The sequence below is a fragment of the Arthrobacter sp. ZGTC131 genome (genome assembly GCF_002929275.1).
Taxonomy (GTDB): domain Bacteria; phylum Actinomycetota; class Actinomycetes; order Actinomycetales; family Micrococcaceae; genus Arthrobacter.
In genome coordinates, this window is sequence record NZ_PJIK01000011.1 from 99,624 (window position 1) to 111,345 (window position 11,722).

The 11,722-nt window shown below is 67.5% G+C and carries 12 protein-coding genes; 2 read left to right on the forward strand and 10 right to left on the reverse strand.

The window, feature by feature from the left end; translation table 11 throughout:
* Position 1: 1 nt before the first annotated feature.
* Both CXQ90_RS14715 and CXQ90_RS14720 read right to left on the reverse strand, forming a co-directional pair.
* Positions 2–793, reverse strand: coding sequence for a TIM barrel protein (locus tag CXQ90_RS14715; protein WP_104140124.1), 792 nt, complete (start codon positions 791–793; stop codon positions 2–4).
* Positions 790–1,911, reverse strand: a complete 1,122-nt coding sequence (locus CXQ90_RS14720; protein ID WP_104140125.1) for a Gfo/Idh/MocA family oxidoreductase — start codon at positions 1,909–1,911, stop codon at positions 790–792. The genes CXQ90_RS14715 and CXQ90_RS14720 overlap by 4 nt, the downstream gene beginning before the upstream one ends.
* 108 nt (positions 1,912–2,019) lie before the next feature.
* Between CXQ90_RS14720 and CXQ90_RS14725 the strand changes: the two genes are divergently transcribed.
* Positions 2,020–3,042 carry a LacI family DNA-binding transcriptional regulator gene (locus tag CXQ90_RS14725; RefSeq protein WP_104140126.1) on the forward strand — a complete coding sequence of 341 codons (1,023 nt, stop codon included), beginning with the start codon at positions 2,020–2,022 and terminating at the stop codon, positions 3,040–3,042.
* Complete coding sequence (locus CXQ90_RS14730) at positions 3,039–3,341, forward strand: antibiotic biosynthesis monooxygenase (RefSeq protein WP_104140127.1); 303 nt, start codon at positions 3,039–3,041, stop codon at positions 3,339–3,341. The genes CXQ90_RS14725 and CXQ90_RS14730 overlap by 4 nt, the downstream gene beginning before the upstream one ends.
* Positions 3,342–3,372: 31 nt before the next feature.
* Here the strand turns inward: CXQ90_RS14730 and CXQ90_RS14735 are convergent, their stop codons facing one another.
* The 8 genes from CXQ90_RS14735 to dxs form a co-directional block, all read right to left on the reverse strand.
* The gene (locus tag CXQ90_RS14735) at positions 3,373–4,920 is read right to left on the reverse strand and encodes an ABC transporter ATP-binding protein (RefSeq protein WP_104140128.1); all 1,548 of its coding nucleotides are present in this window, start codon (positions 4,918–4,920) and stop codon (positions 3,373–3,375) included.
* On the reverse strand, positions 4,917–5,672 hold the full coding sequence (locus tag CXQ90_RS14740; protein ID WP_104140129.1) for an energy-coupling factor transporter transmembrane protein EcfT: 756 nt from the start codon (positions 5,670–5,672) through the stop codon (positions 4,917–4,919). The genes CXQ90_RS14735 and CXQ90_RS14740 overlap by 4 nt, the downstream gene beginning before the upstream one ends.
* A gap of 2 nt (positions 5,673–5,674) precedes the next feature.
* A complete protein-coding gene (locus CXQ90_RS14745) occupies positions 5,675–6,496 on the reverse strand; it encodes a glycosyl transferase family 9 (protein WP_104140130.1) in 822 nt (273 codons plus the stop codon).
* Positions 6,497–6,708: 212 nt separating this feature from the next.
* Positions 6,709–7,746, reverse strand: coding sequence for a nucleoside hydrolase (locus CXQ90_RS14750; RefSeq protein WP_104140131.1), 1,038 nt, complete (start codon positions 7,744–7,746; stop codon positions 6,709–6,711).
* Positions 7,746–8,723 carry an aldo/keto reductase gene (locus CXQ90_RS14755; protein WP_104140132.1) on the reverse strand — a complete coding sequence of 326 codons (978 nt, stop codon included), beginning with the start codon at positions 8,721–8,723 and terminating at the stop codon, positions 7,746–7,748. The genes CXQ90_RS14750 and CXQ90_RS14755 overlap by 1 nt, the downstream gene beginning before the upstream one ends.
* Positions 8,724–8,766: 43 nt before the next feature.
* The gene (locus tag CXQ90_RS14760) at positions 8,767–8,985 is read right to left on the reverse strand and encodes a hypothetical protein (protein WP_104140133.1); all 219 of its coding nucleotides are present in this window, start codon (positions 8,983–8,985) and stop codon (positions 8,767–8,769) included.
* A 33-nt stretch (positions 8,986–9,018) separates the two neighbouring features.
* Positions 9,019–9,579 (reverse strand): hypothetical protein, encoded by a 561-nt coding sequence (locus CXQ90_RS14765; protein WP_104140134.1) that lies wholly within the window; start codon positions 9,577–9,579, stop codon positions 9,019–9,021.
* A 156-nt stretch (positions 9,580–9,735) separates the two neighbouring features.
* Positions 9,736–11,709, reverse strand: coding sequence for a 1-deoxy-D-xylulose-5-phosphate synthase (gene dxs / locus CXQ90_RS14770; RefSeq protein ID WP_104140135.1), 1,974 nt, complete (start codon positions 11,707–11,709; stop codon positions 9,736–9,738).
* Positions 11,710–11,722: the final 13 nt, after the last annotated feature.

Sequence of the window (11,722 nt, forward strand, 5' to 3'; positions counted from 1 at the left end):
GTCAGTCCGCGAAAGCTGCCCGGAAGGCGGCGAGCGCTGCGTCACCCGCCGGCAGGCCCTGCCCGCCGGACGCGCCCGCCTCCAGACCGATGACCCCCGAGTAGCCGGCTTCCCTGAGGGCCGATGCAACGGCGCGGTAGTTGATCTCTCCGGTGCCTGGTTCGAACCGCCCGGGGACATCGGCCACCTGGACCTCTCCAATCCAAGGCAGCGCGGCCCTGACGAGCTCGATCAGGTTTCCCTCCCCTATCTGGGCGTGGTAGAGATCCAGCATCATCTTCACGTTCGGATGGTTCACGGCGGAAACCAGAGCCATGGTGTCCTTGGCCCGGGCCAGCGGTATGCCCGGATGGTCGAGGATCGTATTCAGGTTCTCGAGGGCAAACGTCAGCCCGTGATTCTCCCCCAGGACGGCCAGCCGCTGCAGGGTGCGCAGGCCCGTCAGCCACATCTCGCCGGTGGAACGGTGAATCGGCCGCACCGCGCGGCCACCCTCGCCGAGTTCGGCAGGGTGGACCACCATCCGCTCCACGCCAAGCTCCAGCGCGGCAGGAATGAGCTTCTCCGCCGAGGCCAAAACCTCGTCAGCGCCGTCCGGATCAATGAGGCTGCCGCCGAAGTAGCCGCTCATGGAAGAGAAGCGGGCACCGGTGGCGGCCAGGGCGGCGATGTCCCGGCCCCGGGTGTCCCACAGCTCCACCTCGAAACCCTGCCCGTGAATCCGGTGCACGCGCTCGATCAGTGGCAGCTCTCCGTAGACCATTTCGGCACAGACGGCCAGACGGAAGCTCATGCGCCGTCCCCCACCGGGTGGAGCTCGGGTTCGGCCGCCCGGAGTTCGGCGACCGAGGCAACATCGACCGGAAGCCCGGTCTCAGCTGAACGCAGGGCGGCCAGCGCCACCGCCAGGGCATTGCGGGCGTCAGTCCCGCCCGGCCCCGGCGTGGCCGGGCCCGGCACGCCGTCGCGGCGTGCTTTCACGGCGTCGACGAAGTGAGCCAGCTCAGCGGTGTAGGCGTCATGGAAGAGATCAACATTCAGCCGCACTGTGTCGGCCCCGATGCCAGCCGCGGTGTAGCTCGTCGCACTGGTGGCCTGCGGTCCGCCCGCCGTGACCATGCCGGCGGAGCCGAAGACTTCGCCGCGCACGTCGTAGCCGTAGAGGGCGTTGAAGTTCGCCTCCGCCACCGCGATGGCGCCGTTGCTGTAGGTCACGGTCACAACTGCAGTGTCCAGGAGACCCCCGGCCTTCGCATCCGGGGCAACGAGGGCGTCAGCGACCGCGTGGACGCGGACCGGAACGGCGCCGGGGTTGAGCCAGTTGAGGGTGTCAAAGTCGTGGATCAGTGTCTCCAGGAAGATCGTGCCAGGCGGAATGCGGTCCGGATTGGAGATCCCTGCTGCAGTGCCGGGGTCCCGTGTCAGAGACCTGAGAAGCTGCGGCACTCCCACGCTGCCGCCGTCAATGAGCTTGCGCGCCGCGGCGAAATCCGCGGCGTAGCGGCGGTTGAACCCGAACTGAACAACGATCCCGGCCGAATCGGCTGCCTCCAGGGCTTCATCGAGCTCCTCAATGGTGCGCCCGCCAGGCTTTTCGCAGAACACGTCCTTCCCTGCCCGTGCTGCGGCGGCGATCAGGCCGGAATGGAACCGTGCCGGGGCCGCGATGAGGACGGCGTCGATCTCCGGATCGCTGATCACGTCGGCCGGGTCGGCGCTGATCTTGCTGACCCGCAGCCTGCTCGCCAGGGTTTCGACGGCGGGAAGGGCCGGATCCGCAATGGCGGCGAGGCGGGCGTTGGGTATGCGGTGCGCAACAGACTCAGCGTGGAAACTTCCGATCCATCCTGCGCCGATGAGGGCGACGCGGACGGGCCGGTCTTCGCTGACCGGGTGCTGAAGGAAAGTCATGAATACTCCTGTGCTCGGCGTCTAGATCGTTCTAGTAACACCATGCTGGCATGAGATTCCCGGCCTGTCTAGATCGTTCTATACACTTGGAGCGGACGAGGAGGTTACATGACGGAACAGCAGCGCCGCCCAACGGTGATGGACGTGGCCCAGGCGGCCGGCGTCTCACGGGCCCTGGTTTCCATCGTGATGCGCGGCGCCCCCGGTGCCGCGGAATCCACCCGGCAGAAGGTCCTCGAGGCGGCGCGGGAACTCGGCTACAGGCCGGACAGCCGCGCCCGCCTGCTCCGCAGCAGCCGCACCAGGCTTCTTGGCCTGAGTTTCTTCAGCGCGCACGCCTTTCACGCCGAGATTGTGGATGCCGCGTACGCAGCAGCCACGTCGCGGGGGTATGAACTGGCGTTGAGCGCGGTGGCCAAGGGCCGACCAGAGACCCGGGCCATTGAGTCGCTGCTCGATTTCGGCTCCGCAGCGCTCATCCTGATCTCGCCGACCCTCAGTGCCGAGGAGCTGGCCGGGTATGCCGGCCAGGTGCCCGTCGTCAGCCTCCTGCGCGACGACGTCGGCGAACCGGTGGACTCGGTCAGCAGCGACGACCACGCGGGCATCCGCATGGCGGTGGACCACCTGACCGGCATCGGTCACCGCAGGATCGTTCATATCGACGGCGGCACGGCAGTTTCTGCAGAGCTGCGCAGGGCGGCGTTCCGCGCCGAGATGGACCGTCTCGGGCTGCCGGCCCGAATCATCCCCGGCGGACCCACCGAAGAGGACGGGCTGAGGGCCCTCCGGTCACTACGCGCGGACCTCCCATCCGCCGTCATCGCCTTCAATGACAGGTGCGCCCTGGGTGTGGTCGAGGGCCTCCGGGCGGACGGGTTGAAAGTGCCTGACGACGTGTCGGTGCTGGGCTATGACGACAGCCAGTTTGCCCGGCTCAGCTACTTGCAGTTGTCGTCCGTCAGCCAGGACGCGCCATTGCTCGCTGCCGCAGCCGTAGACCGCGCCATTGACCGTATTGAGGGAACGCAAGCCCCCGCCCACGTTGTCAGCACCCCGCATCTGGTGGTCCGCAAAACCTCAGCCCCTTTGCGCGACGATCTGCGGGAATCTGTAAGACTTGCCCCATGATTACTGAACACGCGTTGCTTCCCGTCATTCCTGGTCTGGAACGGGATTTTGAAGCGGCGTTCGACCGGGCCCGTTTGATTATTGCCTCGATGCCTGGCTTTGTCTCGTTGTCGCTCTCGCGTTCGATCGAAACTCCCAGCACGTACCTACTGCTCGTGCAATGGGACAGCCTTGAGGATCACACCGAGGGTTTCAGGGGATCCCCGGAGTACCAGCAGTGGCGTGAGTTATTGCACCGCTTCTATCAGCCGTTCCCCCTGGTCGAACACTACGAGACCGTGCACTCCGCTTCGAGATAGCGCCCGTTAGTCTCGTCGCCGGTCGGTCGTGTCAGTCACCGGCTGCCAGGACACCGTTCCTCAGCTCCACCAGCCGGTGGGCATGCGCCCGCGCGAACGCGAGGTCATGCGTCACAAGGACGACGGCGGCGCCGCGGCCGGCGGCCGCTGTCATGGCGTCGGACAGCCGCCTGAGGCCATGGGCATCCAGCGCGACCGTTGGTTCGTCCAGGGCCAGCACCTCCGGCTCACGGGCAAGGACGGTTGCAAGCGCCAGCAGCCGCTGGCCAGAGCCGGACAGCTCGTGCGGGTGGACGTTGCCGGCCGCGCTCAGGCCCACCGACGCCAGCGCCTCAGCCGCCCGGACGGGCGCTGAGGCGCCGAACCTGCGGTCCAGGCCGAAGAACACCTCGCGAAGCACGGTCCGTTCGAACAGCTGGTCGTGAGGATGCTGGAAGAGCAGCCCGAGCCGCTGGGCGATGACGCCGGTGGGAACCCCCGCTATGGCCTCGCCGCCAATGCGGACCTCCCCGCGGAGCGGGCTGAGCAGCCCGTTGAACAGGCGCAGCAGCGTCGATTTCCCCGCCCCGTTCGGACCCGTCACCGCCACGATCTCCCCGGGCCACACGTCCAGGACCACATTCTCCAGAAGGAGCGGACGGCCAAGGTATTCCGTGCCGAACCCGAAGGACACCCGGTCCAGTTCCAGCGCCGGCACACTGTCCTTGGCCGGACGTGCCCGGGACTGTGCCTGAGCAAACTGCTGTACCTGCCCTGAGGGCGCTCCGGACGGCTCGCTGACAACAACGCCGGAACTGGCCAGCTCCTCACCGGCGAGGATCCGGTCCGGCGGTCCGGCCGCTGTTGCGGCCCCGTCCTCCAGCACGAGCCAGGGTTCCGCCAAGCGCGTCAGCAGGTCTGCGCTTTGGCTCAGCACCACGACGGCGGTCCCCCGGGCCAGTTCGGCGGCCACCAGTTCCGTGAGGGTCCGGGTTCCGTCCGCGTCGAGGGACGCCAGCGGCTCATCGAGGATCAGGACGGCGGGATCCGCCACGATGGCACAGCCGACGGCCAGGCGCCGCAGTTCTCCTCCGGAGAGGGTTGCGGGGTCGCGTTCGAGCAGGCTGGCGAGGCCGGTCCGGCGGGCTGTCTCGGCGACGATCCGCACCATCTCGGCGCGCTCCATCCCCCGGTTTTCCAGTCCGAAGGCAAGTTCCTCTTCCACGGTGGCGCGGACAGCCGAGAGCATGGCGGCCGGATCTTGCGGGACATATCCCACCTGCTCGGCCCAGGCGGCGGGATCGATCTGCGGGTCACTGTCCGCTCCGAAAAAGACCAGCGGTCGCCAGGCCTCCTGCTGTCCGACGGATTCCAGCTCCAGGCGTCCCTTCAGTTTCCCGTCCCGTCCGCCCGCCAGCCAGCCGCCGAGCAGCCGCCCCAGGGTGGATTTGCCGCTGCCGGAACCGCCCAGCACCGCGATCAGCGATCCCGGTGCGGCCACGATTTCCACGTCGCGCAGCGCCGGACGGGCGTCGCCGTGGAACGCGAAGGATTCTATGGCCGCCCTGAGCGTGACCGCAGCTGATACCTGACCGTTCATGCCTGGCCTCGGGACAGGGACGCGGCAATCCGCACCGCCACGGCAGCCGCGGCCAGCAGGACCGCAACAATCCGGAAGCCCCGCTGGGCCGGCGAGTCTCGGACTTGCGTGTATGTGGTCCGGGGGCCGGTGCGCCTGAACCCCCTCGCGTCCAGTGCCTGCGCTCTGATGCCGGCATCGTGGACCAGCCCCAGCACCAGCGGCACCATCTGCAGCCGCACCGCCCCAAGGCGGTTTCCGACTCCCTTCCCCACCACCAGGCCCCGCGATTCCTGCGCCTGCCGGACCTTCTCCAGCCGGGCGGCGATGATGGGGGCGAGCATCAGCGTGGACGCCAGCACATAGCCGAACTGCGGCGGAAGGCGAAGCGTGGCCAGGGCGGCGACGAGTTCCGGCACCCTGACACTGAACGAAAACAGCAGCAGGACCAGGACAAACGCAGACGTACGCAACCCCATGTCCACAGCGAATCCCAGACCTTCCGTAGTGACCCGCGCCGGTCCCCAGCTGGCGAGCACGCTGCGGCCCTCGGGGAAGAAGAGCCCGTGCATCACGAGGAGCGACAACCAGAACGGCGCCAGGATAACGCCAGCGGCGAGGAACACGCGGCGCGCAGCGCCAGTGACGCCAGCCAGCAGCACCGCACCGGCTGCAACGGTGAGGGAGACCACCCAACTGGCGGCCGCCGTCGTGATCACCAGTACGGCTGCGGCCGCCGTCAGGGTGGTGAGCGGGTTGAGGCGGGGCGCCACGGTCAGGCGTTCCGCTTAGCCGGCTCCTTGCCTGCGAGGACGTGGTAGCGGCGGACGAACGGGAACTGGAGCGTGGTGCGCCGCGGAAGGGCGTAGACCAGCACGGCCGCGATGGTAAAGACGATGGCCTTGTCCATGGGGTCGGAAATCAGGGCCTGCTTGGTGATGGCGGCCAGCAGGGTGTCGCCCATTGCGCGGAAGGCACTCACGATCGCGCCGGTTCCGGCTCCGGAGGTTCCCCCGAACACGAAGGCGGCGATGGGCGCCGAGACGACGCCGGCCACAATGCCGGTGAGGAAACCGGCAACGGGCGCGAAGTAGAAGCGCCGGAACAGCCCGTAGCGGGCAGCGGTGCCCGCGAGGAAGCCGATCAGCGCCGCGCCCGCCGCGAACGGCAGCACGGTGGGATTGATGAGGGACCAGACAATGCTGCTCAAGGCACCGGTGGCGGCGCCTGCCGCGGGGCCGGCCAGGACGGCAATCAGCACCGTGCCGATGGAATCGAGGTAGAACGGGAGGCCGCTGGTGCCCATGAGCTGGCCGAGAACGATGTTCAGGACCAGCGCGACCGGGATGAGCACCACCGTGGAGGTGGGAAGGGTGGGAAGCACGCCCACAATCAGCAGGACCGCGCCGAGCAGGAACCCGCCCATCGCAACGAGGGCCGAGACGCTGCCGAGCCCGCCGGCGATATCGGCCGGCTGGGTGAGCACCAGGTAGATGAACGTGGCTGCGATCGCGGCGGCCCCCAGGATTTCGAGCAGCCGGCGGTTCCGGCCCGCCTGCTGACCGGGGGTGGGGAGAGTAAGGGACGGCTGTGACATGGTGGTTCCTTAGGCTGACGACGGCGGGTCCCGCACCTGTGGCGTGATGTTCCGCGTACTCAAAAGTGGGGCGCCTATGTCACCTTGGCGCGGCTACCATCCTACCGACCGCCGGCAACGCCTGCTACGCAGTGTCCCGGCCGCTTGGCGGTGTCCTTCCTGCTTCGCAGTGTTCTACCTGCTTCGCAGTGTTCTGCCTGCTTCGCAGGGGCCTAGCTGCTACGCAGGGGCAGGGAGCGCGCCAACGCGCCCACGGAAGAGATCAGCTCGTCGAAGCACTGCCCGGGATCATTGGAGGTGACGATCCGTGCGTTGGCCGGCTCTTTCCAGATGCCGCGGAAATCTGCGACCGTGGTGCCGATGAGCCGCGGCGAAGCGGTTTCCACATGGACGGTCGCGGGCCGCGTCCCGTAGGGCGTACGGCCGACCGCGACGGCGGCAGCGAAGGCGTCATGCATGTGCGCAACGAACCCCTGATCATACAGCCGGTGGAATTCCATGTAGAAGCGGATGGCGTCCGACAAGCAGGCCACGAGCGGATTCCCTGACCGGCTGCGCTGCCCTTCCGGCTGCTCCGGCAGCACGAGCTCCGGTTCAGCCTCCCCGGCCGCCTCGGCCAGCCGCTGCAGGTGCTCCGGCCGCAACTCGATCCGCTCGGTGGTCTCCAGGGCGCACACCACCGGCAGGCTGTCATGCGGAAGGCCGCTGTAGGCGGCGAAAACCTCCTGCGCCGCATGCGGATCCACGGACACGTTCCATTCCGCCGTGGGCGTGGTGTTGCCCAGGTAGTTGAAGCATCCGCCCATGATGACCAGACCGTTCAGCAGCTTGGGCAGGTCCGGCTCGCGGCGCAGGGCCAGCGCGAAGTTGGTCAGCGGGCCGGTGATCAGCCCTGTGATCTCCCCCGGATGTGCCCGGACCGTCTCCACCCACACGTCAACGGCATGCCGCGGCGATATCTCTCCTGCCGGCGGCGGCAGTTCCGCATAGCCGATTCCCTGGGGGCCGTGGGTCTCCTCGGTGGTCACCAAGGGGATTTCCAGCGGCACCTCGGCTCCGACTGCCACTTCCACGCCGGCGCGGCCGCAGAGTTCCAGAAGGGCGAGGTTGTTCAGGGCCACCTGCCGGGCACCCACGTTGCCGGCCGTGCACGTGATGGCCTGGATGGCGACCTCCGGCCGGGAGAGCAGGTAGACCAGTGCGAGGGCGTCGTCAATCCCGGTATCGACGTCCATCAGGACGGACTGCATCAGAACAGGGCCACCCTGGGCGTCTGCGGGAAAATGGCGTCCAGCTCGTCCAGTTCGGCGTTGTCCGGCACCCAGGCGACGGCCTCGGCGTTCTCGCGGACCTGCTCGGGCCGCGTGGCGCCTGCGATGACGCTACTGACGGAGGGCTGGGCCGCCAGCCAGGAGAATGCCACCTGCACTTCGCTGAGGTCCCGGGCAGCCGAGAAGGCACGGAACTGCTCCAGCTGCTGCCAGTCGGCATCGCGAACCAGGTAGGTGCGGGTGTGGCTGAGCCTCGAGCCGGCAGGTGCCTGGTCCGGCGCATACTTACCGGTCAGGAGCCCGTTGGCCAGCGGGAAGTATGGCAGTACGCCGATCCCGTAAGCCTCGGCCGCTGGGGTCACCTCCAGTTCGGCGCGACGGTCCAGCAGGTTGTAGTGGTTTTGCGACGAGATGAAGCGCGAGCCGCCCTTGGCGCGGGCCACGAATTCGGCCTCCGCGATCTGCCAGCCCGCCCGGTTCGAGTGGCCGATGTACCGCACCTTGCCGCTCGTGACCAGCTCGTCGAGGGCGTCGAGGGTCTCTTCGATGGGAGTCAGCGGGTCCGGGACGTGGAACTGGTAAAGGTCGATCCAGTCCGTGCCGAGCCGGCGCAGCGAGGCCTCCGCGGCGCGGATGATGTAGCTCCGCGAACCGCGGGCATTGAAGTCCCTGCCGTTGGCTCCGCGCATGTCCATGCCGAACTTCGTGGCCACGACCGCTTCCTCTCGCCTGCCGCCCAGCGCCTTGCCGAGCATCGTCTCGCTTAGTCCGGGCTCGCGGCCGTAGGTGTCGGCGACGTCGAACAGCGTCACACCGGCTTCAAGTGCGGCATGAACGACGGCGTCAGTCCCCTCCTGCGACTCCGTCGCCGTATTGGCCCGGCCAAGGTTGTTGCAGCCAAGCCCGACGACGGAGACAGTCAATCCGGATTTTCCAAGACGGCGGTATTCAGTCATGGAAACACCCTATAACGGCGCCGGCGGCCGCCCTGGGCACAGCTCAGGCGGACTGGAATTCCAGCCCGTGCTCATCCAAGGCATCCTGAAGCTGCGCCAGGGTCCTGGCGCACATGCCCGGGAGCGCCGCCAACTGGCGTAGCCCCAGCTGCGCCACCTGTTCCAACGTCTCCACCCCGGAGTGGGCGAGAAGCCGGCGGGCCGGCGAGGCAATGCCCCGCGGAAGCGGTGTTCGGCCTGGTTGGACTGACTTCGGTGTCATGACGTCCTGCCTTCCATCTGCTGGGAACTGCTCTTATAGGCTGAAGCTGGCTGCCTGCTTCGGTGAGTGCTTGAGTTTCAACGCAGTCGGGTCGCTGAACGGAGCCGCGCCGATGCTGAGCTTGGTGAAGTCCAGGTCCTCGCCGCGGATGCAGACCTTGATAGCGTTCACGGCCTTGTTCACGTCCGGGCACAGGCAGAAAATGTTGAGCTTGGAGTCGCTGAATTCCGAGCGGTCCACAACGCCCAGGCCGCGCCAGGCCAGGTGGCTGATCAGTGCGTCCTTCGCCTTTTCCTCAAGGTAACGGTCACGGCTGGTGCCTTCCTTGGACTTCAGCGCGTACTGCGCCACCACCCAGAACTGCTCCTCCTCCGGAATCTCGGCGTAGCCGTCCTCCGCACACTGCACCGCGAAGGCGTCCATCAGCCTCTCGGCGGCCTCGGCATCCGGAACGTCCGTCTCCTCGGTCTTGCTCTGGTGCCCCACGGCCCCGTGGTTCATGATGAACTGGCTGTAGTCCTCGTCGAACCAGGCCTCCCTGAACTGCAGGGCCCCTTCTTCATCACGCTTGTAGACCCGGATAATTCCGCTCATGCCCGTCCTTTCCTAAACCATTCACGGTCTGCGCCGTCGAACGGTGGCTGTTGTGCCTTTACGGCCTGGTAGAGCTCATCGGATGCCGGCCGGATCACAACGGGGTCCATGCCGATCACGATGCCGGGCCGCCCTGCTTCAGTCCGTGCGGATTCCTCACAGAATCGGCAGGCTGCCGGTGCTGGGATGTTCCTGCCCGGGCAGGGGGCGGGCGAAGGGCACCTTGGTTCCGAGAACCTGCGCCACGACGTCGTGCGTGATCTTCTTTGCGGTGAGGCCAACCCGTTCGAGGACCTGGCCGCGGGTGCCGTGGTCCAGGAAGTCGACGGGGAGTCCAACCTCGTTCAGCGCGGTGTCCACTCCGGCGGCGCGCATCTCCTGGCGGATCCGCGAGCCTACTCCACCGGCCCGCACGCCGTCTTCGATGCAGACCACGAGGCGGTGGTGGGAGGCGAGGGCCACGATGGACCGGCGCACGGGAAGGACCCACCGGGGATCCACCACGGTGGAGCTGATCCCCTGGGCACCGAGCCGGTTGCAGACGTCCAGCGCGAGCTCGGACATCGCGCCGACACTGACGATCAGGACGTCGTTTTCGGTGGAGCCGGCGGGACGGCGGGCGAGGACATCGACGCCGTCGCTCAGCCTTTCGAGGGCCTCGACTTCGGCGCCGACGCTGCCCTTGGAAAACCTGACCACGCTGGGAGCGTCTTCGATCGCGACGGCTTCCCGGAGCTCCTCGCGGAGGCGGGAGGCGTCGCGGGGTGCGGCGAGGTGGAGTCCGGGAACGATCTGGACCATGGCCATGTCCCACATGCCGTGGTGGCTGGCGCCGTCGGGTCCGGTGACGCCGGCCCGGTCCAGGACGATCGTCACGCCGGCCTTGTGCAGGGCCACATCCATGAGCAGCTGGTCGAACGCCCGGTTGAGGAACGTGGCATAGATGGCCACCACCGGGTGCAGTCCGCCGAAGGCCATGCCGGCCGCGGACGTGAGGGCGTGCTGCTCGGCGATGCCGACGTCGATGACCCGGTCGGGGTGGCGTGCGGCGAACTTGTGCAGCCCCACCGGTATCAGCATGGCCCCGGTGATGCCGACAATGTCCGGGCGTTCGTCCGCGATGTCCGCAATTTCGTTGGCGAAGACCGAGGTCCAAGACTGGGCACCGGCGCCTTCGGTGGGTTCGCCGGTCTCAGGATCGATGATGCCGACGGCGTGGAACTGGTCAGCCTCGTGGGCGCGGGCCGGGGCGTAGCCGTGGCCCTTCTCCGTGATGGCGTGGACGATCACCGGCCCGCCGTACTGCTTGGCCCGCGCGAGCGCGTGCTCCATGGCGTGCAGGTTGTGGCCGTCCACGGGCCCGATGTACTTCATGCCCAGGTCCTCGAACATGCCCTGAGGTGCCCACCAGTCCTTGATGCCCTTTTTCATGGCATGCAGGCTGCGGTACGTCAGCTGGCCCAGCGGGCCGCCGTTCTGGAGCTTGTGCTTCCACCAGTCCAAGGTGCCCTCGTAGGCCGGCGCGGTCCGGAAGGAATCGATGGTGGGGCGCAGCGAGGCAAGATAGTCGGCGAAGCCGCCCACCGTGGGCGCATAAGAGCGGCCGTTGTCGTTGACGACAATGACGACGCGGCGCTTCCTGTCCGCCGCGATGTTGTTGATGGCTTCCCATGCCATGCCGCCGGTCAGGGCGCCGTCGCCCACCACCGCAATGACGTAACGGTCGCCGTCGCCGGTCAGCTGCCGGGCCCGTGAAATGCCGTCAGCCCAGGACAGCGAAGAGGACGCGTGCGAGCTCTCCACGATGTCGTGTTCAGACTCGCTGCGCGCCGGATAGCCGGACATGCCGCCCTGTTGGCGCAGGGTGCCAAAGTCCTGCCGGCCGGTCAGGAGTTTGTGGACGTAGGACTGGTGCCCGGTGTCAAACACGATGCTGTCCCGGGGCGAGTCAAAGATGCGGTGCAAGGCCATGGTGAGTTCCACGACGCCGAGATTAGGTCCGAGGTGTCCACCGGTCTGCGAGACGTTGCTGATCAGGAATTTCCGGATATCGGTAGCCAGCTGTTCGAGCTGCGCTGCGGACAACTTGCTCAGGTCCTGCGGGTTCCGGATGGTCTCCAAGATTCCCAACGGCCCCTCCTTC

Bases quoted from the DNA above. Each gene is read 5' to 3' on its own strand.
- CXQ90_RS14715 (WP_104140124.1), bottom strand. From the start codon at position 793: ATGAGCTTCCGTCTGGCCGTCTGTGCCGAAATGGTCTACGGAGAGCTG.
- CXQ90_RS14725 (WP_104140126.1), top strand. From the start codon at position 2,020: ATGACGGAACAGCAGCGCCGCCCAACGGTGATGGACGTGGCCCAGGCG.
- CXQ90_RS14750 (WP_104140131.1), bottom strand. From the start codon at position 7,746: ATGCAGTCCGTCCTGATGGACGTCGATACCGGGATTGACGACGCCCTC.
- CXQ90_RS14730 (WP_104140127.1), top strand. From the start codon at position 3,039: ATGATTACTGAACACGCGTTGCTTCCCGTCATTCCTGGTCTGGAACGG.
- CXQ90_RS14760 (WP_104140133.1), bottom strand. From the start codon at position 8,985: ATGACACCGAAGTCAGTCCAACCAGGCCGAACACCGCTTCCGCGGGGC.
- CXQ90_RS14755 (WP_104140132.1), bottom strand. From the start codon at position 8,723: ATGACTGAATACCGCCGTCTTGGAAAATCCGGATTGACTGTCTCCGTC.
- CXQ90_RS14745 (WP_104140130.1), bottom strand. From the start codon at position 6,496: ATGTCACAGCCGTCCCTTACTCTCCCCACCCCCGGTCAGCAGGCGGGC.
- CXQ90_RS14735 (WP_104140128.1), bottom strand. From the start codon at position 4,920: ATGAACGGTCAGGTATCAGCTGCGGTCACGCTCAGGGCGGCCATAGAA.
- CXQ90_RS14765 (WP_104140134.1), bottom strand. From the start codon at position 9,579: ATGAGCGGAATTATCCGGGTCTACAAGCGTGATGAAGAAGGGGCCCTG.
- CXQ90_RS14720 (WP_104140125.1), bottom strand. From the start codon at position 1,911: ATGACTTTCCTTCAGCACCCGGTCAGCGAAGACCGGCCCGTCCGCGTC.